At 67.0% G+C, this 23,419-nt stretch carries 23 protein-coding genes; 14 read left to right on the plus strand and 9 right to left on the minus strand.

Features of this window, described 5'->3' with window-relative positions:
* The first annotated feature begins 8 nt into the window (after positions 1 to 8).
* Both NMB41_RS19360 and NMB41_RS19365 read left to right on the plus strand, forming a co-directional pair.
* Entirely contained in the window at positions 9 to 926 is a 918-nt protein-coding gene (locus NMB41_RS19360; RefSeq protein WP_494379430.1) for a pseudouridine-5'-phosphate glycosidase, read from the plus strand.
* Between the two features lie 10 nt (positions 927 to 936).
* The gene (locus tag NMB41_RS19365; protein WP_494379431.1) at positions 937 to 1,839 is read left to right on the plus strand and encodes a LysR family transcriptional regulator; all 903 of its coding nucleotides are present in this window, start codon (positions 937 to 939) and stop codon (positions 1,837 to 1,839) included.
* Positions 1,840 to 1,848: 9 nt separating this feature from the next.
* Here NMB41_RS19365 and pcp read toward each other — a convergent pair whose 3' ends face one another.
* Positions 1,849 to 2,457 (minus strand): pyroglutamyl-peptidase I, encoded by a 609-nt coding sequence (gene pcp, locus NMB41_RS19370; protein ID WP_494379432.1) that lies wholly within the window; start codon positions 2,455 to 2,457, stop codon positions 1,849 to 1,851.
* 10 nt (positions 2,458 to 2,467) lie between these two features.
* Positions 2,468 to 2,647 (minus strand): hypothetical protein, encoded by a 180-nt coding sequence (locus NMB41_RS19375; protein ID WP_494379433.1) that lies wholly within the window; start codon positions 2,645 to 2,647, stop codon positions 2,468 to 2,470.
* 71 nt (positions 2,648 to 2,718) lie between these two features.
* Between NMB41_RS19375 and NMB41_RS19380 the strand changes: the two genes are divergently transcribed.
* Positions 2,719 to 3,885: an NHL domain-containing protein gene (locus tag NMB41_RS19380; protein WP_494379434.1), complete on the plus strand. Its 1,167-nt coding sequence runs from the start codon at positions 2,719 to 2,721 to the stop codon at positions 3,883 to 3,885.
* A gap of 20 nt (positions 3,886 to 3,905) precedes the next feature.
* Here NMB41_RS19380 and NMB41_RS19385 read toward each other — a convergent pair whose 3' ends face one another.
* A complete protein-coding gene (locus tag NMB41_RS19385; protein ID WP_494379435.1) occupies positions 3,906 to 4,208 on the minus strand; it encodes a YciI-like protein in 303 nt (100 codons plus the stop codon).
* Between the two features lie 168 nt (positions 4,209 to 4,376).
* Here NMB41_RS19385 and NMB41_RS19390 point away from each other — a divergent pair, with 168 nt between their 5' ends.
* The 5 genes from NMB41_RS19390 (at position 4,377) to NMB41_RS19410 (ending at position 10,332) form a co-directional block, all read left to right on the plus strand.
* A complete protein-coding gene (locus NMB41_RS19390; protein ID WP_494379436.1) occupies positions 4,377 to 5,246 on the plus strand; it encodes an alpha/beta hydrolase in 870 nt (289 codons plus the stop codon).
* Between the two features lie 388 nt (positions 5,247 to 5,634).
* A complete protein-coding gene (locus NMB41_RS19395) occupies positions 5,635 to 6,642 on the plus strand; it encodes a BMP family lipoprotein (protein WP_494379437.1) in 1,008 nt (335 codons plus the stop codon).
* A gap of 97 nt (positions 6,643 to 6,739) precedes the next feature.
* Entirely contained in the window at positions 6,740 to 8,269 is a 1,530-nt protein-coding gene (locus tag NMB41_RS19400) for an ABC transporter ATP-binding protein (protein WP_494379438.1), read from the plus strand.
* Positions 8,270 to 8,274: 5 nt separating this feature from the next.
* A complete protein-coding gene (locus NMB41_RS19405; RefSeq protein WP_494382874.1) occupies positions 8,275 to 9,360 on the plus strand; it encodes an ABC transporter permease in 1,086 nt (361 codons plus the stop codon).
* Between the two features lie 3 nt (positions 9,361 to 9,363).
* Complete coding sequence (locus NMB41_RS19410) at positions 9,364 to 10,332, plus strand: ABC transporter permease (RefSeq protein WP_494379439.1); 969 nt, start codon at positions 9,364 to 9,366, stop codon at positions 10,330 to 10,332.
* A 317-nt stretch (positions 10,333 to 10,649) separates the two neighbouring features.
* Here the strand turns inward: NMB41_RS19410 and NMB41_RS19415 are convergent, their stop codons facing one another.
* From NMB41_RS19415 to acsA, 6 genes are read right to left on the minus strand one after another with little or no spacing between them, the layout of a single operon-like run.
* A complete protein-coding gene (locus NMB41_RS19415; RefSeq protein WP_494379440.1) occupies positions 10,650 to 11,291 on the minus strand; it encodes a SagB/ThcOx family dehydrogenase in 642 nt (213 codons plus the stop codon).
* A gap of 21 nt (positions 11,292 to 11,312) precedes the next feature.
* Positions 11,313 to 11,558, minus strand: coding sequence for an acyl carrier protein (locus NMB41_RS19420; RefSeq protein ID WP_494379441.1), 246 nt, complete (start codon positions 11,556 to 11,558; stop codon positions 11,313 to 11,315).
* A 12-nt stretch (positions 11,559 to 11,570) separates the two neighbouring features.
* Positions 11,571 to 12,749, minus strand: coding sequence for a dihydrolipoamide acetyltransferase family protein (locus NMB41_RS19425; protein WP_494379442.1), 1,179 nt, complete (start codon positions 12,747 to 12,749; stop codon positions 11,571 to 11,573).
* Positions 12,746 to 13,729 carry an alpha-ketoacid dehydrogenase subunit beta gene (locus NMB41_RS19430; protein WP_494379443.1) on the minus strand — a complete coding sequence of 328 codons (984 nt, stop codon included), beginning with the start codon at positions 13,727 to 13,729 and terminating at the stop codon, positions 12,746 to 12,748. Before NMB41_RS19430 ends, NMB41_RS19425 begins: the two co-directional genes overlap by 4 nt.
* Complete coding sequence (pdhA, locus tag NMB41_RS19435) at positions 13,726 to 14,745, minus strand: pyruvate dehydrogenase (acetyl-transferring) E1 component subunit alpha (protein WP_494379444.1); 1,020 nt, start codon at positions 14,743 to 14,745, stop codon at positions 13,726 to 13,728. The genes NMB41_RS19430 and pdhA overlap by 4 nt, the downstream gene beginning before the upstream one ends.
* Positions 14,742 to 16,505, minus strand: a complete 1,764-nt coding sequence (acsA, locus tag NMB41_RS19440; protein ID WP_494379445.1) for an acetate--CoA ligase — start codon at positions 16,503 to 16,505, stop codon at positions 14,742 to 14,744. Before acsA ends, pdhA begins: the two co-directional genes overlap by 4 nt.
* A gap of 128 nt (positions 16,506 to 16,633) precedes the next feature.
* Between acsA and NMB41_RS19445 the strand changes: the two genes are divergently transcribed.
* The 6 genes from NMB41_RS19445 to NMB41_RS19470 all read left to right on the plus strand — a co-directional run bounded on the left by NMB41_RS19445 (position 16,634) and on the right by NMB41_RS19470 (position 23,363).
* Positions 16,634 to 19,429 (plus strand): AMP-binding protein, encoded by a 2,796-nt coding sequence (locus NMB41_RS19445; protein WP_494379446.1) that lies wholly within the window; start codon positions 16,634 to 16,636, stop codon positions 19,427 to 19,429.
* Between the two features lie 124 nt (positions 19,430 to 19,553).
* Positions 19,554 to 19,859, plus strand: coding sequence for a GYD domain-containing protein (locus NMB41_RS19450; RefSeq protein ID WP_494379447.1), 306 nt, complete (start codon positions 19,554 to 19,556; stop codon positions 19,857 to 19,859).
* Positions 19,860 to 19,884: 25 nt separating this feature from the next.
* Entirely contained in the window at positions 19,885 to 20,244 is a 360-nt protein-coding gene (locus NMB41_RS19455) for a hypothetical protein (RefSeq protein ID WP_494379448.1), read from the plus strand.
* A gap of 42 nt (positions 20,245 to 20,286) precedes the next feature.
* Positions 20,287 to 20,862: a hypothetical protein gene (locus NMB41_RS19460; protein ID WP_494379449.1), complete on the plus strand. Its 576-nt coding sequence runs from the start codon at positions 20,287 to 20,289 to the stop codon at positions 20,860 to 20,862.
* A gap of 204 nt (positions 20,863 to 21,066) precedes the next feature.
* Positions 21,067 to 21,588 (plus strand): BCAM0308 family protein, encoded by a 522-nt coding sequence (locus NMB41_RS19465; RefSeq protein WP_494379450.1) that lies wholly within the window; start codon positions 21,067 to 21,069, stop codon positions 21,586 to 21,588.
* Positions 21,585 to 23,363, plus strand: a complete 1,779-nt coding sequence (locus NMB41_RS19470; protein ID WP_494379451.1) for an adenosylcobalamin-dependent ribonucleoside-diphosphate reductase — start codon at positions 21,585 to 21,587, stop codon at positions 23,361 to 23,363. Before NMB41_RS19465 ends, NMB41_RS19470 begins: the two co-directional genes overlap by 4 nt.
* Positions 23,364 to 23,419 lie beyond the last annotated feature (56 nt).

The raw sequence follows: 23,419 nt of genomic DNA on the forward strand, positions 1-23,419 counted from the left end.
GAACCATCATGCATTCCTTCCTCTTGCTCTCGCCCGAAGTGGCTGCCGCACGCACCGCCGGTCTGCCCATCGTCGCACTCGAATCGACCATCATCTCGCACGGCATGCCGTATCCGCAGAATGTAGAAACCGCGCGCAAGGTCGAACAGATCATCCGCGACGCCGGCGCCGTGCCGGCCACGATCGCCATCATGGACGGCAAGATCTGCATCGGCCTCTCGGAAGACCAGCTGGAGCAGCTTGGCACCGCACCGGACGCCATCAAAGTGAGCCGGCGCGACCTGGCCTATGTGCTGTCGCAGCGCCTGCTGGGCGCGACCACGGTCGCGGCGACCATGATCTGCGCGCAGCTGGCCGGCATCGAGGTCTTTGTGACCGGCGGCATCGGCGGCGTGCACCGCGGCGCCGAAACGAGTTTCGACATCTCGGCCGATTTGCAGGAACTGGCCAGCACCAGCGTCGCAGTGGTCTGCGCCGGCGTGAAATCCATCCTCGACATCGGCCTCACCCTCGAATACCTGGAAACCCACGGCGTGCCGGTGGTGAGCGTCGGCCAGGCCGGCTTCCCCGCCTTCTTCACGCGCGACAGCGGTTTTAGCGCCGACTTCCAGCTCGACAGCGCCGAACAACAGGCCAACTTCATCCGCACCAAGTGGCAACTCGGCCTGCAGGGCGGCGTCGTGGTCAGCAATCCCGTGCCGGCGCAGTTCGCGATGCCCAAGGAGGAGATCGACCGCATCACCGAACAGGCTTTACAGGAAGCGGGCCAGCAAGGCGTGACCGGCAAGATGGTGACGCCCTTCCTGCTGGCGCGCATCAAGGAGCTGACCGGGGGCCGCAGCCTGGCCACGAATATCGCGCTGGTCGAGCACAACGCCCTGGTCGGCGCGCGCCTGGCCGTGGCCCTGAACGCACAAGCGAAATAAGCCAGCCACCATGTCGATCGACCTGAAACAGCTGAAATACTTCCTCGCCGTGGCCGAGGAAAAAAGCTTCAGCCGCGCCGCCGAACGCCTGCACATCTCGCAGCCGCCCCTCTCGCAGCAGATCATGAAGCTCGAAGCGGAACTGGGCGTGCGCCTGTTCGCGCGCACCACCCGCAGTTTCGAGCTGACGGTCGCCGGCAAGGCATTGATGGTGGAAGCGTCGGACCTGCTGGGCCGCATGCGCATGACGATCGACACCATCCGCCAGATCGACCGCGGCGAAGTCGGCCGCCTGCGCGTGGGCATCGTCGGCTCGGCGATGTGGGGGCCGATCCCGAGCCTGCTCGAGCGCTTCCAGAGCGAGTTTCCGAAGGTGACCTGGACCATCCACGAACTCGGGCCCGACGAGCAGTTCGAAGCGCTGCGTTCGAAACAGATCGACGTCGGCTTCTGGCGCGAGCCGCGCCTGGACGAAGAAACCCTGAAGAACGCGCACCTGCACCAGGAGCTGTGCTTCCGCGAGAACGTCTGCGTGGCCGTGCACAAGAACCACGCGCTGGCCCGCCGCGAATTCATCGACCTGGTCGACATCGCCAGCGAGCCGATGCTGACCCTGCACCTGAGCCAGTCGGCCGAACCGCGCTACCTGATCCAGTGCTGCATCAACGCCGGCTTCCAGCCGACGATTTTCCAGGAAGCGGCCGAGCCGCAGACCCTGCTGGCGATGGTCGGCGCGGGCCTGGGCGTGGCGCTGATGCCGGAGACGACCAGCCGCATCGGCTGGCCGGGCGTGGTGTTCGTGCCGATCCGGCACAATGCGCCGTCGGCGAATTTGTACATCAGCTACACCAGCCAGGACGATGCGCCGGTGGTGCGGGCGTTCTTGAAAATTTTGAAGCCGGACGGGGGTTGAGGCGATGCGTTAACCACGCACCGCTACTTCCATCGCAATACGCAATCCTTCGATCATCTCGCTCAGGGCCATCGACGGCGCACCGTCGATCATCGCCGCCTGCTCCGGCAAATACGGCACGTGCATCAGGCCGCCAGTCACCGCTTTCCCCTCCAGGTGATGCATCAAGCCATAAAACACGTGATTGCAAACAAAGCTTCCCGCCGTCTCCGATACCGAGGCCGTCAACCCGCGCGCGCACAGCGCATCGACCATGGCGTCGACCGGCAGCGTCGCGAGATAGGTCTCCGGGCCGTCGATCACGATCGGCGTATCGACCGGCTGCTGTCCCTCGTTGTCTTGAATCGGCGCATCGTCGCAATTGACTGCGACGCGTTCCACCGTCAGCTCGGCGCGCCCGCCCGCCTGGCCGACGCAGAGCACGATGCCGGGCCGGATCTCGTCGACCGCGCCGCACAGGACCCGGGTAGCCTGGCCGAATACGCAGGGCAGTTGCAGGATTTCGACCATATAGTCTTCGTCCACCCAGCCCCTGAACCTGCGCACCGCTTCCCAGGCCGGGTTAATCGTCGCTCCGTCGAATGGTTCGAAACCCGTCAGCAGCACAGTTTTTTTCATGGCGATCGCTTCACAGGAAGTAGAGGACGATGCTTGCCGCCCCGATGGCAGCCATTACAGCAGGAGTGGCAGCGTATTGTCCAACCAGCGTGGGTAGGCCGCTATCGCCACCGACATGGACACTGTGGCGCGCGCGCCGCAGCTTCGCCAACTCAGGCATATGCACCCATGCACGCTTGATCGCGCTCATGGTTAGCGCTTGATCCGGGATTAATCTCGTGGCACAAAGGGCAGGAAGCCCTCCCACTATCAGGAGACATCATGCGCCTTCCCGACTTCTTGCCTGCCTTGCAGCGCCTTGCCAAACGATTGGGTCCCCTGGCCCTGTGCGCGGGACTGGCCGCCTGCGGCGGCGGTGTGGCCATTGGCGTCGGCTATTCCGATTTCGACGACGACGACGACGACCATCCGCACAAGCCGCCCCCGCCCAACGGGGAACCCGGCGTCTTCCTGATCGCCGGCGGCCTGTGTGCCACCTGCGGAGGCTCGCTCGACGGCTCCGGCTCGAGCGCCCGTTTCGACGGCCCTGACGGCATCGTCAACGCGCCCGACGGCAACCTGTATGTGGCCGAACGAAACAGCAACACGATCCGCCGGGTCTCGCCCCAGGGCGTGGCGACGACCTTCGCCGGCAGCGCCGGCGCGGCCGGCAGCAGCGACGGCGCCGGGAGCGGCGCGCGCTTCAATGAGCCCTCCCGGCTCGAAGCCGACGCCGACGGCAACCTGTATGTAACCGATACCGGCAACTCCCTCATTCGCCGCATCAGCGCGGCGGGCGCGGTCACCACCCTTGCCGGCGCCGCCGGCGAGTGCGGCAGCGTCGATGGCGACGCCCGCACGGCGCGCTTCTGCGCTCCGCAAGGCATCGCGATGGACCGCCAGGGCGTGTTGTACGTGGCCGATACGCAGAACCACACGATCCGGCGCATCGACCGCGCGAACGTGGTCACCACGATCGCCGGAGTGGCGGGCGCCTGCGGCAGCAGCGACGGCAACCGGAGTGCGGCGCGCTTTTGCGAGCCGCAGGACATCGAGGTCGACTCCGCCGGCTACGTCTACGTCGCCGACACCGCCAATTCGACGATCCGCGAAATTTCGCCGTCCGGCGAGGTGCGCACGATCGCCGGCGCGGCGGGACAATGCGGCAGCGCCGACGGCACTGCAGGCAATGCGCGCCTGTGCCGCGCGGCCGGACTCGCGCTCAATGGCAGCGGCAGCCTGTTCGTGGCCGATACCGGCAACGGCACGATCCGCCGCATCACCATCTCGAACGCCGTCAGCACCGTGGTCGGGGTGCCGGGGAACCAGAACAATGTGCTCGGCCCCCTGCCCGGCGGCCTGAACATGCCGCGCGGCATAGCCGTATTCGGCCCCGGGGCGCTGGCGGTCACCGCGCAGAACCTGGTGCTCAAGACGGTACCGCGCTAAGAGCCTAAGCGGCGGGGAGCTTAATCCGGGCGAACCGGCGTGGCGGCCAGGTCGCCCACCACCGTATTCCAGCGGCGCACATGAAAAGCGCGCACCAGGCCATTGATGACGTAGGGATCGGTGGCGGCAAACATCTGGGGCGTCTGCGGCGTGTCGCAGCTGAACACGAGCAGGGCGCGGTCGGCGGGCTCATCGAGCGCGCCGGCCAGCACGAGCTCGCCCCGCTCCTGCGCTTCCCAGGCCAGCTTCAGGTGGGCATTGCGAAATTCGGCGCGGCGCTCCAGGTAATCGGGGGCGAGGTCGTAGGTGAGCAGGAAATGCACGGGAATTCCTCCATTGTTGGATAGGCAAGCCGAGCGGCCCATGTTACCCGATGCTGCTTCGGCCCGTTTGTAGCGAAAAACATACTTTCCCGCCGACCAACACGCATGCTGCAATGCATGGCGAAATGGCGCACAGAACATCTCGAACCGACGAGGTAGACTGTCGCCATGAACACATCGAAAAAAATGGCGGCGGGGATGGCAGGGTTTGCCAGCGTGTTGTGGCTGGGGCTCACGGCCGCGGTTGCCGCGAACCAGCGCCGGCTGGTGTTCAACCCGACCATCGTCCCCGAAGTAAACAGCCCGCGCAGCAGCGGCCACCGTACCCGTCCCATCGTGCTGCGCGCCAAAGACGGCACCCGCCTGTGCGGTTGGCTGATGACGCCGCGTACGCCCGGCCCGCGCCCGGCGGTGCTGTATTTCGGCGGCCGCTCCGAAGAAGTCTCCTGGGTCGTGCGCGACGCCGGCGCCATGTTCCCGAACATGACGGTGCTGGCGCTCAATTACCGCGGCTACGGCAATTCGCACGGCATTCCCGACGAAACCCTGCTCGTCGAAGACGGCTGCACCCTGTTCGACTGGCTCGCCGCCCTGGGCCAGGTCGATGCGCGCCGCATCGCCGTCATCGGGCGCAGCCTCGGCTCGGGCGTGGCCGTGCAGGTGGCCAAGGAGCGCGCGGCGCACTCGGTGGTCCTGATTACGCCTTACGATTCGATCCTGGCCATCGCCAAGAAAAAATTCCGCGCCATGCCGATCGAGTACATGCTGCGCCACCGCTTCGAGTCGATCAAGCACGCGCCCTCGCTGAAGGTGCCCACCTATGTGCTGCGCGCCGAGCGCGACGATATCGTGCCGCACTCGCATACCGACCAGCTGTGCGAAAAGCTCGCCAACCTCATCCTCGACGATGTCGTGCCCGCTTCCGACCACATGAACATCCCCTACCTCGAAGCGACCCAAAGCCGCATCGCCGGCTTCCTGGCACAGCGCTTCAGCCAGCCCCTGCCGCCTCCGGAGCTCATCCAGACTGTGGCGTGATGGAAAAAATGCCGAAACTTGTCGGCATTTATATTTCCACCGAATAAATTGCCAAGTAAAATCGTATTTGCCTTGCATCGGCAGGCTGATGCATATTTGACAGGTTAAGCTGCGCCCGGTTTTTTTGACCCCGGGATCGCGTGGCGCATGGCCGATCTCCTCCGATTTTGCTGTTGTGATGACGCGACATTCGCGCGCGCAACGCCTCGGTGGAAGGCAGAACGATACAAATCGTAACCACATGAAATGTCGGGGACTGACACAATCCGCACGGCATCGCTGCCGCGCCCGCAATGAAATGCATGGCGCGCCGAGCCTTGCCTCTAGGCCGTCCCTCCCAACGCAGCCGTTGCGCCGGGTACAATATCGAAATTCCAGGAGCTCATTCATGAAATTCAAGCAACTTAGTGTGACGATTGCGGCACTGTGCGTGTTCGGCGGCGCGAGCGCTGCCGCCCCGGCTGGCGCGCCAAAGCTGGGCATCGTCTACGACGCCGGCGGCAAGTTCGACAAGTCGTTCAACCAGTCCGCTTTCGAAGGCGCCGAGCGCTTCAAGAAAGAGACCAACATCCCGTTTATCGAAGTCCAGGCCAATAGCGACACCCAGGCCGAGCAGGTGATGCGCGGCCTCGCGCGCAAGAAAATCGACCTGATCGCCGCGATCGGCTTCTCGCAGACCCAGGCCGTGGCCAAGGTCGCCAAGGAATTCCCGAAAGTGAAATTCGTCCTGATCGATTCGATCGCGCCCGGCGCGAACGTGAACTCGATCATGTTCAAGGAACAGGAAGGCTCCTACCTGGTCGGCGTCGCCGCGGCCATGGCCTCGAAGTCCAAGAAAGTCGGTTTCGTCGGCGGCATGGACATTCCGCTGATCCGCGCCTTCGCATGCGGCTACAGCCAGGGCGCGAAAGCCCAGGCGCCAAAAATCGAGATCATGTCGAACATGGTCGGCACCACCAGCGCTGCCTGGAACGACCCGGCCAAGGGCGGCGAGCTGGCACGCCAGCAATTCGACCGCGGCGCCGACGTCGTGTTCGCCGTCGCCGGTGGTTCGGGCATGGGCGCACTGCAGATGGCCAAGGAAAAAGGCAAGCTGGCGATCGGCGTCGATTCGAACCAGAACTACCTGCACCCGGGTTCGATGCTGACCTCGATGGTCAAGCGCGTCGACCTGGCCGTGTATGACTCCTTCATGCAAGTGAAGAACAACACCTGGAAGGCCGGCACCACCTACAAAGGCCTGAAGGAAGGCGGCGTCGACTGGGTGCTGGACAAGGACAACCGCAAGGTCGTCTCGCCCGAGATGGAAAAGCGCGTCAATGGCGTGAAGGCCGACATCATCAACGGCAAGATCAAGGTCATCGACTACCGCGCCGGCAGCAGCTGCCCGGTCTAAGCTTCAACGTATCAAACAAAGAGCGCGCCGCACCGGGTTTTCCGGTCCGGCGCGCTTTTAAATGAATGCATTCACTTCTTCTTCACTACACATCGCTATGCAGCCAGCCGTAGAATTTCGCAACATAAGCAAGGCCTTCGGGCCGGTGCAAGCGAACGCTGACGTCAGCTTCACGATCGCCAAGGGTTCCATCCATGGTGTCATCGGGGAAAATGGCGCCGGCAAATCCACCCTGATGAGCATCCTGTACGGCTATTACCATGCCGACAGTGGCCAGCTCCTGATCGACGGCCAGGCGCGCTCGATCCGGAACAGCCAGGAAGCCATCGACCTCGGCATCGGCATGGTGCACCAGCACTTCATGCTGGTCGAGAACATGACGGTGCTCGACAACGTCATGCTCGGCGCCGAGGGCGGGGTCAGGCTGGCGAATAAACGCGGCGAAGTCGAAGCCAAACTGCGCGAGATCTGCACCCGCTACCGCCTCGACGTCGATCCGCTCGCGACCATCCACGATCTGTCCGTGGGCGCCCAGCAGCGCGTCGAGATCCTCAAGCAGATCTACCGCAGCGCCAACATTTTGATTCTCGACGAGCCCACCGCGGTTTTGACTGCCCAGGAAACGGCCTCGCTGTTCGAAATCCTGCGCCTGTTCAAGGACCAGGGTAAGACCATCATCCTGATCACCCACAAGCTGCAGGAGATCATGGACATCACCGACCAGGTGACGGTGCTGCGCGCCGGCCGCGTGTCGGGCGCCGTGACCACCAGCCAGACCTCGAAAGAGCAGCTGGCCAACATGATGGTGGGCCGCCCGATCGAGGGCAACCTGCCACGCAAAGCTTTCAGCCCGGGCGCTTCCGTGCTGAACGTGAAGAACCTCCAGCTGAAAGACGCGAACGGCGTCCAGCTGCTGGCCGACATCGACCTGAACGTGCGTGCCGGCGAAATCGTCGCCATTGCCGGCGTCTCGGGCAACGGCCAGAGCGAACTGATGGAAATCCTGGCGGGCATGCGCCTGCCCACTTCGGGCCAGGTCGAGTTGGAGGGCAAACCCCTCCCCTTCGGCCGCCGCACGCATGCCGACGGCTTGCCCGCCACCTTCCGCAATCTCGGCATTGGCCACGTGCCGGAAGACCGCCTGCGCGATGGCGTGATCAAGGATTTCTCGGTGCTGCAAAACACCGTCTTCGGCTACCAGGAGCGCGTGAAAAACCGCTGGGGCCTGTTCGACTTCGACGCCATTGCGAAACGCTGCGCACACCTGCTGCAGGCCTTCGACGTGCGCCCGAACAATCCGGACCTGCGCATCGGCCTGCTCTCGGGCGGCAACCAGCAAAAGGTCGTGATCGCGCGCGAAGTCTCGGCGCAGCCGAAACTGATGCTGGTCGGCCAGCCGACGCGCGGCGTCGACATCGGCACCATCGAATCGATCCACACCCAGCTGCTGCGCCTGCGCGACGAAGGCGTGGCCATCCTGCTGGTGTCGGTCGAACTCGAAGAAGTGCGGGCGCTGGCCGACCGCATCGTCGTCATGTCGAGCGGACGCATCACCGGCGAACTCAATATCGACGAATTCGACGCCACCCGCATCGGCCTCTTGATGGGCGGGATGCACAAGTCATGAAACAGATGAAAACCACCGAACTGCCACGCTGGGCCACGGGCTTCGTCCTGCCGCTCCTGAACCTGCTGTCGGCGCTGCTCGTCGCCGCGCTCGTCATCCACCTGCTGGGCGAAAGCCCGGCCGAATCGATGAAGATCCTGATCGACTCGGCCGTCATCAATCCGGAAGGCCTGGGCTATACGCTGTTCTACGCCAGCACCTTCATCTTCACGGGCCTGGCGGTCTCGATCGCGATGAAGGCAGGCCTGTTCAACATCGGCGCCGAAGGCCAGATGTATTTCGGCGGCCTGGGCCTGACCCTGGCCGTCCTCGCCTTCGACGCCACGCTCTCGCCCTGGCTCCTGATCCCGCTGGCGATGCTGGGCAGCGCGATCTTCGGCGCCCTGTGGGCCTTCCTGCCGGGCTACCTGCAGGCCAGGCGCGGCAGCCACGTGGTGGTCACGACCATCATGTTCAACTTCATCGCCGCCAACCTGATGAACTTCATCATCGTCAAGGCCCTGCTGCCCGAGGGCGAGCAGAACCCGGCCAGCCGCGTGTTTGCAGACAGCGCCGCCCTGCCCACCCTGAACACCTGGTTCTCCTTCTTCGGCGACTCGCCCCTGAACATCGGCTTCCCGATCGCGATCGTCGCACTCGCGGTCTACGGCGTCATGGTCTCGCGCTCGAGCTGGGGCTACGAGCTGCGCGCCACCGGCCTGAACCAGCACGCCGCCCACTACGCGGGCGTGCGCATCAGCCGCATGATCATCGTCGCGATGCTGATCTCGGGCGCGCTGGCCGGTCTTGCCGCGGTCAACTCGATCATGGGTTCGACCCACTACCTGAGCCTGAACTTCCCGGCCGGCGCCGGTTTCGTCGGCATCGCGATCGCCCTGATGGGGCGCCAGCATCCGGTCGGCATCTTCCTGTCCTCGGTGCTGTTCGGCGCGCTGATCCAGGGCGGGTTCGACCTCTCATTGGAAAAACCGAACATCCCGGTCGAGACCTTCGTCTTCATCCAGGGACTGATCATCCTGTTCTGCGGCGCGATGGAAAACTTCTACGCCAGGCCGCTCCTGAAACTGATCAACGCAACACGCAAGGGATAAGCCATGGAATTCTTCGATTTCGCGGGCGCCATCATCGTCTCGATGATCCGCAGCGCGCCGGTACTGATGTTTGCGGCGCTCGCGGGCCTGTTCGCCGAACGCAGCGGCGTGGTCGACCTCGGCCTCGAGGGCAAGATCCTCGCCTCGGCCTTCGTGTCGGCCGCCGTCGGCTACACGACCCAGAACCCCTGGCTCGGCATCGCCGCCGGCATTGCCGTCTCGGTGGCCATCGCCATGGTGCAGGCCTTTGTCTCGATCACCCAGAAGGGCAACCAGCTGGTGGCCGGCATCGCCATCAACATCGCCATGAGCGGCCTGACCTTCGTCGTCGCCCAGTACATCTTCCAGCAGGGCGGCCGCACGCCGGACCTGGGCGAGGCGCGCCTGTCCCGGGTGGTGGTGCCGGGCACCGAGCTGGTCGCCGATGTGCCTTTCCTCGGCTGGTTCTTCAAGGACGTGCTGGGCGGGCATACGCCGCTGGTCTACCTGGCTTTTGCCCTGCTGCCGCTGGTGCACTGGGTTGTCTACCACAGCCGCTTCGGCCTGCGCCTGCGCGCCTGTGGCGAAAACCCGCATGCGGCCGATGCCGCCGGCGTCTCGGTCGAAAAGACGCGCTACATGGCGATGTTTGCCGCCGGCGTCCTGTGCTCGTTCTCGGGCGCCTACTTGTCGATCGTCCAGAGCGGCTTCTTCCTGCGCGACATGTCGGCCGGCGCCGGCTACCTGGCGCTGACCGCCCTCGTGTTCGGCAACTGGCGTCCGCTGCACACGGTGCTCGGCTGCCTGATGTTCAGTTTTTTCACGGCGGTGCAGATCCAGCTCGAAGGCGTCGACCTGCCGGTCGTCGGCCGCATCCCGGGTTCGCTGATCCAGATGATTCCCTACGTGGTCACCGTGATCGTGCTGGCGGGCCTGATGGCCAAGTCGGTGGCGCCGAAGGCGATCGGCAAGCCCTTCGTGAAGTCGCGCTGATTCAAGCGTATGACTTGTCCTTAAATAGGTTGACGGGTCGACGCCTTTTTCGTTACCCGCAAGTCAGATGCTACAGACGACCGGTGCACCGCATCGAATGACTGGCCGTCGCACATTTCGACGCATGACCGGCGTTGGCGCCACCCGCACGCTCGACATGTCGAAGGCGGCGGTGTCGGACAACGTGCCAGGAAGGTATGCAGCTCGTTCGTGAACTTGACCGGATTCTTGAAAGCCAGGAAGTGGTCGTCCTGCTCTCCTGGGCCTTGTACACATACAGTTGCCCGCGGGTGGCATGCACACGCGGGGGAACCGATCTACTTCGGATAGCCAACCGTCTGCGACAGCAGCACTTCCTGATCGTGTGTCAGGCCGAGCGCTTCGGCGATCGCCTCGCGGTCGATCCAGGCCCGGATCACCGTAGCCAGGCCGTTCGCGGCGGCGAACAAATAGACGTTCTGCGCCACCGCGCCGGCCGCCGTGTACGCGTACGCGGCGCGCTTCTCCACCGGAACCAGCCGCAGGCGGGCATGGTCGGCCACGTACACCAGGTCCAGCGGGGCGTCGTCCACGAAGTCCTGATAGCCGGTGACCCTGCGCAGGTCGTTCGGCGCGGCCAGTTCCAGGCGGTGCCGCTGCGGGTCGTAGCGGTATGCGCCGCCCGGGAGCGCGACGAAGACGTCGATCTCCTGCGCGTTCATCGCCGACGGCGCGGTGCGCCCGCCGTCCGGCCGGTTCACTCCATAGCCGGCCCACAACAACGCGGACAGCAGCGGCAGCGCCAGTTCGTGCGGCGCGAACGCGCGCGACGAACGGCGTGCCGCCAGCGCCTCCATTAGCGGCATGCCGCCCTTGCACTGGGGCGCCGGCAGCGCGATAGCCGGTGCGGATTCCCCCAGCGCCGGCCTGGGCCGCAAGCGCCCCATTTTGCCGAGCGCCATCTTCGTCAAAGTATTCATCGCATTGTCCCCCAAGCCTGCTCAGCCCAGCCTGGCGCCCAGGTAGCCGGCCAGGTCGTCGAGCGTGCGCAGGCGGCCGTAATCGGATTCCGGAATGTCGACCTTGAAACGGCCGTGCAAGGCGATCAGGAAATTGAGCCAGTCCATCGAGTCGAGGTCGACCTGCTCGCGCAGCGGCCGGGCGCGCTCCAGGGCGGCCGGGTCGATTTCCGGCGCGATCGAGGTCAGTTCCGCCATCACGCCCGCCAGCACATCCTGCTCGTTCATGGTTCCTGCTCCTCACAGTTGGTCCGGGCGCTGCAGGCGCTCGCGCAGGTTCACGAGGAACAGCGCGCCGCGGTGGCCGTCCGACACCCGGTGGTCGGCCGCCAGGCTGGCGGTGACGAGCGGCATCGTGGACAGGCCGCCGTCGCTGGCCCAGGGCCGCTCCACGATCCGCCCGAAACCGACCAGCGCCACCTGCGGCGGATAGATGACGCCAAACACCGCCTCGGCGCCCTGCTCGCCGAGGTTGGTGACGGTCACGGTCGGCTCCGACATCTCGGAGCTGCGCAGCGAGCCGGCGCGGGCACGGCGCACCAGGTCGGACAGTTCGCGCATGAGCTGTTCGAGCGGCTTGGCGGCGACGTCGTGCAGCGCCGGCGCGACCAGGCCGCCCTGACGCAAGGCGATGGCCACGCCCACGTGCACCTGATCCGAGCCCTGGTGAGCGCCGTCGCGAAAAAAGCCGTTCAGGTCGGGGTAGTCGCGCAGCGCGAGCGCGACCGCTTTGAGCTGCAGCGTGGCCATCAGCAGGCGCTCGGTGACGGGGCGGCTGGTATTGGCTTCGGCCAGCCACTCCTGGGCACGGCGCATCGGCACGGTCTCGCTCAGGTAGTAGTGGGGAATCTCGCGCTTGGAACGGCTCATGGCGGCTGCGATCGACTTGCGCATCTCGCGCTGGCGATCCGCCGGCGCCTGCCCGGACGGGGCGGCCGCGATCGCGCGTTCGACGTCCTGCAGCGTGACCGCGCCGCCGGCACCGGTCCCGGCCACGGCGTCGACGTCGATGCCGGCCTCGTGGGCACGCCGGCGCGCGGCCGGCGATACCGGGCGCCGGCCCGCCGCAGCCGGAGCCGGAAGCGCCACAGCCGGAGCCGCCGCGGCGGCTGCCGGCATGGGCGCTGCCTGCGCAGCCGCCGCACCGCTGCGCTGCGCTGCACGCGCATGCTCCGCCGATTCGCCCGGCTCCAGCAGGGTCGCCAGCACCGCGCCGACCGGCACCGTCTCGCCGGGCTGCACCACCAGCTCGAATACCGTCCCGTCGTTCCAGGCTTCGACGTCGACCGCGGCCTTGGACGTGTCGACCACCGCCACCACCTGGCCGCTGTGGACAGCGTCGCCGGGCTTGACCTGCCAGGACAGCAGCTTGCCCTGGTCCATGTCGGAGCCGAGCGAGGGGAGCTTGAATTCGATCATGCCCGCCCCACCAGTGCGCGCGCCGCGTTCGCAATGCCCTCGGCTTGCGGCAAGGCGGCCAGTTCCATGTGGCGGGCATACGGTACCGGGACTTCGGCGCCGCACACGCGCTCGACCGGCGCATCGAGGTCATAAAATGCGTTTTCCATGATGCGCGCAACCACCTCGGCGGAAAGCGAGCCGCTCTTCCAGCCTTCATCGATCACCACCGCGCGCCGCGTCCTGCGCACCGACCCGAGGATCGTGTCCGCGTCGAGCGGCCGCAGCACGCGCAGGTCGATCACCTCGGCCTCGATGCCGGCGGAGGCCAGCTGTTCGGCCGCCTGCAAGGCTTTCGGCAGGCAGCCGCCATAGGCGACCAGGCTGACGTCGCGGCCGGCGCGGCGCACCGCGGCGCCGCTGATGGGGCACGACGACGGCGGCGGCGCGTCGCCAAAATCTTCCTCCATGTTGTACAACTGCGCATGCTCGAAGATGATCACCGGATCCGGGTCGGCCAGCGCAGGCCCCAGCATGCCGCGCGCGTCGGCCACGGTGGCCGGGGCCAGCACGCGGATGCCGGGGATGTGCGCATACCACCCTTCCAGGCTGTGCGAATGCTGGGCCGCCAGTTGCCGTCCCGCGCCGGTCGCCATCCGGATCACCAGCGGCACGCCGAACTGGCCGCCGGACATGTGCCGCATCGCGGCCGCGGTGTTGACGATCTGGTCCAGCGCCAGCAGGCTGAAGTTGACGGTCATGATTTCGACGACCGGGCGCATGCCGCCCAGCGCCGCCCCGATCCCCGCGCCGACGAAGCCGAGTTCGGATAACGGCGTGTCGCGGATCCGCTCGGGCCCGAATTCGTCGAGGAAGCCTTTCGACACGGCGTACGATCCGCCATACTTGCCGACATCCTCGCCCATCAGGAACACGCGCGGGTCCGCCAGCAGCGCCTCGTGCAGAGCCGCGCGCATCGCCTCGCGGTAGCTCATCTTCATGGCGGCGCGCCCCCGCCGAGCAGGTCTTTTTCGAGGTCCTCGACCGGCTCCCAAGGGGCGGCCTCGGCAAAGGCAACCGCCGCCTCGACTTCGCGCCGCGCCGCGGCATCGAGCGCCAGGAACTCGTCTTCGCTCAGCTTGCCCTCGCCCTTCAGGCGCGCCGAGAAAGCGTGCAGCGGGCCGTGCTCTTTCCACGCTTCGATCTCGGCTGGGTCGCGGTAGAGGTCGGGGTCGAACATCGAATGCGCGCGAAAGCGGTAGGTCTGGCATTCGAGGAAGAACGGCCCCGCGCCGGCGCGCACCTGGCCGGCGGCGAGCGTTGCCGCCTCGTGCACCGCGAGCACGTCCATGCCATCGGCCTTGCGCACCGCCATGTTGTAGGCGGCCGCCTTGGCGCACAGGTCGGTCTGCGACTCGGAACGCGCCAGCGCCGTGCCCATCGCGTAAAAATTGTTCTCGCAGATGAACAGCAGCGGCAGCTTCCACAGCGCGGCCAGGTTCGCCGTTTCGTGGAACAAGCCCTCGGCCATCGCGCCCTCGCCGAAGAAGCAGGCGTTCACGCGCGCCGCCCCCTGCATCTTGTCGGCCAGCGCCAGCCCGGCCGCCAGGGCGATGCCGCTGCCGACGATCGCGTTGCCGCCATAAAAATGGCGGTCGCGGTCGAACAGGTGCATCGAGCCGCCGCGACCGTGCGAGCAGCCGGCCAGCTTGCCGAACATCTCCGCCATGATCGCGTTCATGGGCACGCCGCGCACCAGGGCGTGCCCATGCTCGCGGTAGGTCGCGATGACATTGTCTTCGGGCGCCAGCGCATGCAGGGCGCCGGCCGCGACCGCCTCCTGCCCCACGTACAGGTGCAGGAAGCCGCGGATCTTGCCGGCGCCGTAGAGCTCGGCCGATTTTTCCTCCATCCTGCGGATGCGCTGCATGTCGGCCAGCAGCGCGTGGCAGAACGCGCGTTCGCGTGGCGCGCTGGGCGGCCAGGCGGTGGACAGGGCGGCCTCGGCCGGGTTCATGAATTGGCCTCGAGGGTGGAGGTGTCGCCTTCCGGCAGGCCCAGTTCGCGCGCCTTGAGCAGGCGCCGCATGATCTTGCCGCTGCGCGTGCGCGGCAGCGAGGCGACGACCTCGATTTCCTTCGGGGCCATCACCGCGCCGAGCCGGGCGCGCGCATGGCCGAGCAGCGCCTTGCGCAGCGGCTCCGAATCGACGTGGCCGGCACGCAGCGAAACGAAGGCCTTGACGACTTCGCCGGCGGTCGGGTCGGGCTTGCCGATCACGCCGGCCTCGGCAACCGCCGGATGCTCCATCAGCGCGCTTTCGACCTCGAACGGACCGATCAGGTGCCCGGCCGACTTGATCACGTCGTCGCTGCGGCCGACGAACCAGAAGTAACCGTCGGCGTCGCGCCGCGCCAGGTCGCCGGTCAGGTACAGGTCGCCGGCGAAGCACTTGCGGTAGCGTTCCTCGTTGTTCAGGTAGCCGCGCAGCATGCCGGGCCAGCCGCGGCGCAGGGCGAGCTCGCCCTCGACGTCGGGCTCGGAGACGACGGCGACCTCGCCTGCGTCGTCGCGCCGCACGATGCAGGCCTCCACGCCTGGCAGCGGGCGCCCCATCGAGCCGGGCTTGATGTCGAAGCCGGGCGTGTTGGCAATCATGATGCCGCCGGTCTCGGTCTGCCACCAGTTGTCGTGGATCGGCAGGCCCAGCACCTCCTGGCCCCACCAGACCGCCTCGGGATTGAGCGGCTCGCCGACGCTGGCGACGAAGCGCAGGGCCGGGAAGGCATAGTTGCGGGGAATGGCATCGCCCGCCTTCATCAGCATCCGGATCGCGGTCGGCGCCGTGTACCAGACGCTCACCCGCTCATCCTGCAGGATGCCGTACCAGCGCTCGGCATCGAAGTCGGCGGCATCGACGATCGAGGTGACGCCGTGCAGCAGCGGCGCGATGATGCCGTACGAGGTACCCGTGACCCAGCCGGGATCGGCCGTGCACCAGAAGATGTCGTCCGGATGCAGGTCGAGCGCGTATTTTCCGCTGACCCAATGCGTGAGCACCGCGCCGTGCACGTGCAGGGCGCCCTTGGGCGTGCCTGTGGTGCCGCTCGTAAAGTGCAGTAAAGCGAGATCCTCGGGATCGGTCGGCGCGATCTCGAAGCGCTCCGATGCCGCCGCAAGCAACTTCGCCAGGTCCCCGGTATCGGGAAGCGGTTCGCCGCTGCCTTCCTCGCGCACCAGCAGGACGTGGCGCAGTGCCGGAAGCTGGGCGCGGATCGGCATGATCTTGCGTCGGTACAACGACTCGGTCGTGACCAACACGCGCGCGTCGCCGATGGTAATGCGGGTCGCGATCGGTTCCGATCCGAACGCGGAAAACAGCGGACAGGCGACGCTGCCGTTCTTGAAGCTGCCGAGAACGGCGATGTAGAGTTCGGGGATGCGACCGGCCAGCACGAACACGCGCTCGCCCTTGCCGACGCCGAGCGTGCGCAGCACGTTGGCGAAGCGGTTGGTCAGCAGGGAAAGTTCGAGGTAGCTCAGCGCATGGTGCTGCGCGAGCCCGAGGAAGCGGAACGCCGCTTTGTCGCGCAGGGGACCGCTTGCGTGCCGGTCGAGCGCCTCGTGCGCGATGTTCAGCCCGCCGTGCGGCAGGCCCGCCAGTTCGCGCTGCGCCGCGGTCCAGGAGAACGCGGCGCGCAGATCGTCGTAGTCGGTCCAGTTGGGCGTGACCTGGTTTGCTGCATTGTCCTTGCGGATGATCGAAGGCCGTGACACGACTTCCTCCGTACTCGCAAACTCGGGATCATTGTGCGGCGCGCCGGCCGGTCGTGTCAATAGGATGCGCGGCCCAGCCGCAAGCGCGCGGGGCGGAACTTTGCCCTGCTCCGACATGTCGCATTGACGTGAGCGACACCCCCCTTCTCGCCGCAAGGCCTGCGCACGAGCAATTGCTGACCATCGTAGGCCAGCTCGCGGAGGAGACGCATCCCGGCCACCCGTGCACCGTCACCCTGCGCACCTCGTTCGAGCGCGACCTGGGGCTCGACAGCCTGGCGCGCGTGGAATTGATGCAGCGGGTGGGCAAGGCCTTCGGTTCGGAACTCCCGGCCGCAGCACTGTCCGAGGCCGACACGCCGCTGGCGCTGCTGCATTACCTGGGAACCTCGCCCCAGGCGCAGGCGGCGCAAACCCTGGCGGCATTGCCCGGCCCGCACGCCGTGGGCCTGCCCGATACCGCACGGACCCTGGTCGATGTGCTCGAATGGCACGCGGCGCGCCAACCGGACCAGGTCCACATCCTGCTGCATGACGAGCGGCACCAGGAGCATCCGCTGCGCTACCGCGAGCTCCTCGATGCAGCGGCCGGCGTCGCAGCGGGCCTTGCCGCGCGAGGACTCCAGCCCAGGCAAACCGTGGCCCTGATGCTCCCTACCGAACGCGACTATCTCGCATGCTTTTTCGGGGTGATGATCGCCGGCGGCATTCCGGTGCCGATCTATCCGCCGGCGCGGATGGCCCGGATCGAAGAGCATTTGCGGCGGCATGCGCGCATCCTGTCCAACGCCGAGGCGGCGCTGATCGTCACCGTGGACCAGGCCCGGCCGGCCGCCCTCATGCTGCAGGCCGCGGTGCCGAGCCTGGCGGCGATCCTGACGCCGGCCGACCTGCACGCAGCGCCGGCGCCATCGCGCTATCGCCCGCAAGGCAGCGACATCGCCTTCCTCCAGTACACCTCGGGCAGCACGGGCGATCCCAAGGGCGTCATGCTGACCCACGCCAACCTCCTGGCGAATATCCGCGCGCTGGGGCAGGCGGCGCAGGTGACGCCGCGCGACATTTTCGTCTCCTGGCTACCGCTTTACCACGACATGGGCCTGATCGGCGCCTGGTTCGGCTCGCTGTACCATGGCATCCCGCTGGTGCTCATGTCGCCGCTTTCCTTTCTCGCAAGGCCGGCACTGTGGCTGCAAACCATTACCCACCACCACGGCACCCTGTCCGCCGCGCCGAACTTCGCCTACGAGCTGTGCGTACGGCATGTCGGCGACGACGCGCTGGCCGGGCTGGACCTGTCCAGCTGGCGCCTCGCCCTGAACGGCGCGGAGCCGGTCAGTCCGGCGACCCTGGACGCATTCGCCGCGCGCTTTGCGCCTTGCGGGCTGCGCCGGCAGGCGATCACACCCGTGTACGGCCTGGCCGAATCGTCGGTCGGGCTGGCGTTTCCGCCACTCGAGCGTGGGCCGCGCATCGACCTCATCCGGCGTGAGCCCTTCACACGCCTGGGCATGGCCGAGCCCGAGGCCGGCGACGACGTCGCCACCCTTGCCATTGCCAGTTGCGGCCGCGCCCTGCCCGGGCACGACATCCGGGTCGTCGACGCGGCCGGCGCCGAACTGCCGGAACGCCGGATCGGGCTCCTGGAGTTTCGCGGGCCTTCCGCGACCGCGGGCTACTACCGCCATCCCGAAGCAACGCGCGCCCTGGTGCGCGGCGGCTGGCTCGATTCGGGCGACCATGCCTACATGGCGCAGGGCGAGGTCTACATCACGGGCCGCGTGAAGGACCTGATCAAGCGCGGCGGACGCAACCTGTATCCCTACGACCTGGAGGAAGCCATCGGCAAGCTGCCGGGCATCCGCAAGGGATGCGTGGCCGTGTTCGCCAGCCCCGACCCCGCTACCGGCAGCGAGCGCCTGGTGGCCATGGCCGAGACCCGGGAGCGCGACCCCGCCGCGCGCACGAGCTTGCGGCGCGCGATCAACCAGGCCGCGATCGACGTGATCGGCATGCCTGCGGACGACATCGTCCTGGCGCCGCCGCATGCGGTGCTCAAGACGTCCAGCGGCAAGATCCGCCGGCTCGCCAGCCGGGAGGCGTATGAGCGCGGCGCGGCAGAGCGGCCCGCCGCCATGCCGTGGCTGCAGGCCCCACGCTTCGGCGCGCGCGTGGCCGCCGCCCGGGCCCGGGTCGGCGCGCGGCGCCTGGCGGCATGGGCCTACGGCGCCTATGCGTGGGCCGTCCTGGCCGCGCTGGCGCTGCCTTGCGGTGCGGCGGTGATCCTGCTCCAGCGGCCGGCGCTGGGCCGGCGCATCGCCCGCTTCGGCGCGCGCCTGTTGTTCCGCCTGACAGGCACGCCGCTGTCGGTTATGGGGACCGATCGCCTGCCGTGCGCGCCGCACGTGCTCCTGGTCAATCACGCCAGCTACCTCGATGCCATCGCGCTGACCGCACTGTTGCCGGCGGTGCCGGGGTACACCTATGCCGCGAAGCGCGAGTTCGCGGATCAGCCGGCGATGCGCAAGCTCTTGAGCGGGCTCGGCGCCGTGTTTGTCGAGCGCATCGATGCCAGGCGTGGAGCGCAAGACGTGGAATGCATGGCCGCGGCGCTGCGGCGCGGCGAGAACCTCGTCGTCTTCCCAGAAGGAAGCTTCAGCCGCGAGGCGGGCCTGAAGCCCTTTCATGCGGGCGCATTCATGGCCGCGGCCCTGGCTGCGGCGCCGCTTGTGGTGGCTGGCCTGCGGGGCACACGGGCTGCCTTGCGTGACGGAACATGGTGGCCACACCACGTTCCCATCGCGTTCGAAGTCGGTCCGGTGCTGGCACCGTCCGGCCCTGGCTGGCGTGCTGCCGTTAGCCTCAGCCTGACGGCGCGCACGGCGATGGCGACGCTCTGCGGCGAGTTCGCTTCTCCCGCCTGATGCGATTCACGGAGACGAAAGAAAGACTGGCGTTCAAAAACGCGTTTGAGCACACGCAAACCTTCCGCATCTTGCATGGCTAACGTGACTTGATCGAACCACACCTGTCTGAAGGAGAAACGCCGTGCAAACCTTCATACTCCTGACCCGCCTGTCGCCAGAAGCCCTGAAATCTCCCGCGTCCATGGAAGATGTCGAGAAACAGGCTGTCCGGCGCATCGAGCAAGCGTGCCCCGACGTCAAATGGCTGCACAACTATGCGCTGATGGGGCCGTATGACTATCTCGACATATTTACGGCGCCGGACATGCATGCGGCGCTGAAGGTGTCTGCGATCATCCGCAGCTTCGGCCGCGCGCACTCGGAAGTATGGGGCGCCACCGACTGGAACAGCTTCAAGGACATCCTGCATTCGCTACCGACGCAATGACGGCCTGCAAGGCGCACACCGTCCCATGGCCCACTTCGACGTGTTCAACGGCGACGCCGATGGCCTGTGCGCGCTGCACCAGCTACGGCTCGCCGCACCTTGCGCCGCGACCCTGGTCACCGGGGTCAAGCGCGATATTGCCCTGCTCGGGTGCGTCGATGCGCAGGCGGGAGACTCGGTGACGGTGCTCGATGTATCGATCGACGCCAATCGCAAGGCACTGCTGTCGTTGCTGGAACGCGGGGTGTCGGTGCAGTATGCCGATCATCACGTCTGCAACAGCATACCGGTTCACCCGGGATTGCAGGCACTCATCGATACCGCGCCGGACGCTTGCACCGGCAGCATCGTCGACTGCTGGCTGGGCGGCCGATACCGGGTCTGAGCGGTCGTCGCCGCCTTCGGGGACAACCTGGCCCAGGCGGCAGTGGAACTGGCGCAGCCGTTGGCGCTGCAAACGAAGCAGATCGGGCGCCTGCAGGAACTCGGTGAGTGCCTGAACTACAATGCCTATGGCGAGCGCGAGGCCGACCTGATGATACACCCCGCCGCTCTGTATGCCATCCTGCATCGCCACGCCGATCCGTTCACCTTCATCGACACGGAACCGGTGTTCCAGCTCTTGCGCAAGGCGCGCAGGCAGGACCTGGAACTGGCACTGCACGTTCGCCCCTACGCGTCCTGCCCGGATGGGGAGATCGTCATCCTCCCCGACACGGCGTGGAGCCGGCGCGTGCGCGGCGCCTACGGCAACGCGCTTGCCACGCGCCACCCGCACCGCGCGCATGCCATCCTCACGCCGGATGCCCACGGCGACTACACCGTCAGCGTCCGCGCGCCGCTGGCAACCATGCGCGGCGCGGACCGTCTCTGCCGCCTGTTTCCAGGGGGCGGAGGCCGTCCCGCAGCCGGAGGCATCAATCATCTTGCGCGCGACCAGTTAAGCGCGTTCATCCAGGCTTTCGGACAAGGTTGGCAAGCCCGGCGCGACCTCGATCGCTGACTCCGCTTGCATCCCCGTTCGCAAGGAGAAGTCCGCAATTTATACAACCCGAGCTTCCCGGGTCAGACCAGGAAGACGGCGGCCAGCACTTTCATGTGCAGGGCAAATCCAGAAAAGCATGCGTGACGCTTTGAGATAACGCAAAGGCGCCATGGCGGCTGTGAGCGCACGATGCCAGAACTGTCTTTACGAAGGAGCTTGGTCATGAACCAGCCATCATCCGGCTTTCGGCCGGGCCAGCATCTCGAGATCCTCGACGACCCGATCCACGACCCCTACCAGGCGCGCCTCAAACTGGCCTCGCCCACCGTCTGCGGGGAATGCGGCGCCCTGTATGCCGATGGGCGCTGGCAGTGGGCGCAGGTGCCGCCCGGCGCCGCCACAGAGACTTGTCCTGCCTGCCTGCGGATCCGCGACCGGCAGCCGGCGGGCTACGTCACCATCGATGCCGCGCTCGCCGGACGGGACGGCGCCGCCATCGTCGCGCACGCCCGCAACCTGGAAGCGCGCGAGAATCGCGAACATCCGCTGCAACGGATCATGGCGATCGATTCCGTCGACGAGACCGGCAAGCCTGGCGGTATGTTGCGCATCACGACCACCGACCCGCACCTCGCTCGTGCGCTCGGCGTGGGCATCGAACAGAGCTTTCATGCCCAGGCCCAGTATGCGTACGCCAAGGGAGAGCACCTGCTGCGTGTCGACGTGACACCCCTGCCGCCATGAACGACGACACCATCCTGCGCGAGCCGATCAGCCGCATGCTGTGGGAACAGCGATACCGGCTGGCACAAGACGGTCACGCGGTCGAGCCCACCATCGAAGCTGGCTGGGAACGCGTCGCCCTGGCCCTGGCGGCGGCGGAAACCCACGACCGCGACGGCTGGCGCAGCCGCTTCCTCGATATCCTGCACGGTTTTCGCTTCCTCCCGGCAGGACGGATCCTGGCCAATGCGGGCAGCGCCCGCCCCCAGACCCTGCTCAACTGTTTCGCGTGCGGCACCCTGCACGACTCGGTCGGCGGCATCTTCGGCGCACTCACCGAAGCCATGCTCACGCTACAGTCCGGCGGCGGCGTCGGCTGCGACTTCTCTCCGCTGCGCCCGCATGGCACGCCAGTAGCGGGCAGCACAGCCGTGGCCTCCGGCCCGCTTCCCTTCATGGGCATTTGGGACCATGCCTGCGCGGTGATGGGTTCGACGCGCGAGCGCCCAGGGGCAATGATGGCCCTGCTGCGCTGCGACCATCCCGACATCGAACGCTTCATCGACGCGCGCCGGCCTGGCAACGGCCTGGGCCATTTCACGCTGGCGGTACTGATCACCGACGCCTTCCTCGATGCGGCCGAACGCGGCGCGCCGTGGCCGCTCGTATTCCCGTCCGCGCCGGGCGCGCTGCCCCCAGGCACGGCGCTCTGCGAGCGCGACCTCCCCGGCGGCGCCGGCGCGACCACCTGCGTCGTGCAGCGCACCGTCGACGCCCGCGCACTCTGGAACCGGATCAAGGCCGCGGCCTTCGACACCGGCCATCCCGGCGTACTGTTCATCGACCGCATCGAGCGCCAGGACAACCTGTACTACGACGAACGAATTGCCGCCGCCGATCCGTGCGGCGGCGTGCCGCTGCCGCCGCACGGCGCCTGCAGCCTGGGTTCGATCAACCTCGCCGCCCATGTCAGCGATCCTTTCGGTGCCCACGCCCGGCTCGATTTGCAGGCGCTCGACGCCACTGCGGCCGTGGCTGCGCGCATGCTCGACAACGTCTACGAGCTCACTCCCTTCCCGCTGCAGGCGCAGAAGCACGCCGCCCTGGCCTCACGCCGGCTGGGCCTGGGCATCACGGGACTAGCCGATGCACTCGCCATGCTGGGTATGGACTATGGGTCGGAGCAGGCGCGCACGATCGCGGCCGAGACGATGCGCCGCGTTTGCCTGGCCGCCTACCGCAGCTCGATCCAGCTCGCGGCCGAACGAGGACACTTTCCCGCATTCGACCTGGAGCGCTACCTGCAGGCGCCCTTCGTACGGTGCCTGCCCGACGAGCTGCACAAGGAGATCCGCCGCCATGGGTTGCGCAACAGCCACCTGACGGCGATCGCGCCCGCCGGGTCGATCAGCCTGCTGGCCAATAACACCTCATGCGGCATCGAGCCCATGCGCATGCTGCACGGCGAGCGCTCCCTCCCCGGCCAGCCGAGCGTCGCCGTGCAGGATTACGCGTGGACCGTCTTCCGCGAGCGCTGCGGCGCGCAGACGCCGCCTCCACCGGCGCTGGCGCGCGCCAGCGAGGCCGGCGTCGCCGCCCAGCTCGATATGATGGCTGCCCTCCAGCCCTGGGTCGACCAGGCCATCTCGAACACCGTGCGCATTCCCGCCGGGCTGTCCGTCGAGGACTGCGGCGCAGTGTTCGACGATGCATGGCGCCAGGGCCTCAAGGGCTGTTCGATGTACCGTACGGCGAGCGCACAGCCGGCGGCCGGCGAAGCCGGACTTCTTCCCTGAGTCTCCGGGTTCGCAAGCGCGCAGGGCCGGATGCAGCGCGAAATCGCAGGGCCGCT

This window comes from Massilia sp. FBCC-B171 (assembly GCF_059134155.1).

What these genes read in the sequence shown, in the direction of transcription:
- NMB41_RS19360 (WP_494379430.1), top strand. Translation starts at nt 9, where the DNA reads ATGCATTCCTTCCTCTTGCTCTCGCCCGAAGTGGCTGCCGCACGCACC.
- NMB41_RS19365 (WP_494379431.1), top strand. Translation starts at nt 937, where the DNA reads ATGTCGATCGACCTGAAACAGCTGAAATACTTCCTCGCCGTGGCCGAG.
- pcp (WP_494379432.1), bottom strand. Translation starts at nt 2,457, where the DNA reads ATGAAAAAAACTGTGCTGCTGACGGGTTTCGAACCATTCGACGGAGCG.
- NMB41_RS19375 (WP_494379433.1), bottom strand. Translation starts at nt 2,647, where the DNA reads ATGAGCGCGATCAAGCGTGCATGGGTGCATATGCCTGAGTTGGCGAAG.
- NMB41_RS19380 (WP_494379434.1), top strand. Translation starts at nt 2,719, where the DNA reads ATGCGCCTTCCCGACTTCTTGCCTGCCTTGCAGCGCCTTGCCAAACGA.
- NMB41_RS19390 (WP_494379436.1), top strand. Translation starts at nt 4,377, where the DNA reads ATGAACACATCGAAAAAAATGGCGGCGGGGATGGCAGGGTTTGCCAGC.
- NMB41_RS19395 (WP_494379437.1), top strand. Translation starts at nt 5,635, where the DNA reads ATGAAATTCAAGCAACTTAGTGTGACGATTGCGGCACTGTGCGTGTTC.
- NMB41_RS19400 (WP_494379438.1), top strand. Translation starts at nt 6,740, where the DNA reads ATGCAGCCAGCCGTAGAATTTCGCAACATAAGCAAGGCCTTCGGGCCG.
- NMB41_RS19405 (WP_494382874.1), top strand. Translation starts at nt 8,275, where the DNA reads ATGAAAACCACCGAACTGCCACGCTGGGCCACGGGCTTCGTCCTGCCG.
- NMB41_RS19410 (WP_494379439.1), top strand. Translation starts at nt 9,364, where the DNA reads ATGGAATTCTTCGATTTCGCGGGCGCCATCATCGTCTCGATGATCCGC.
- NMB41_RS19415 (WP_494379440.1), bottom strand. Translation starts at nt 11,291, where the DNA reads ATGAATACTTTGACGAAGATGGCGCTCGGCAAAATGGGGCGCTTGCGG.
- NMB41_RS19420 (WP_494379441.1), bottom strand. Translation starts at nt 11,558, where the DNA reads ATGAACGAGCAGGATGTGCTGGCGGGCGTGATGGCGGAACTGACCTCG.
- NMB41_RS19425 (WP_494379442.1), bottom strand. Translation starts at nt 12,749, where the DNA reads ATGATCGAATTCAAGCTCCCCTCGCTCGGCTCCGACATGGACCAGGGC.
- NMB41_RS19430 (WP_494379443.1), bottom strand. Translation starts at nt 13,729, where the DNA reads ATGAAGATGAGCTACCGCGAGGCGATGCGCGCGGCTCTGCACGAGGCG.
- pdhA (WP_494379444.1), bottom strand. Translation starts at nt 14,745, where the DNA reads ATGAACCCGGCCGAGGCCGCCCTGTCCACCGCCTGGCCGCCCAGCGCG.
- NMB41_RS19455 (WP_494379448.1), top strand. Translation starts at nt 19,885, where the DNA reads ATGGCCCACTTCGACGTGTTCAACGGCGACGCCGATGGCCTGTGCGCG.
- NMB41_RS19465 (WP_494379450.1), top strand. Translation starts at nt 21,067, where the DNA reads ATGAACCAGCCATCATCCGGCTTTCGGCCGGGCCAGCATCTCGAGATC.
- NMB41_RS19470 (WP_494379451.1), top strand. Translation starts at nt 21,585, where the DNA reads ATGAACGACGACACCATCCTGCGCGAGCCGATCAGCCGCATGCTGTGG.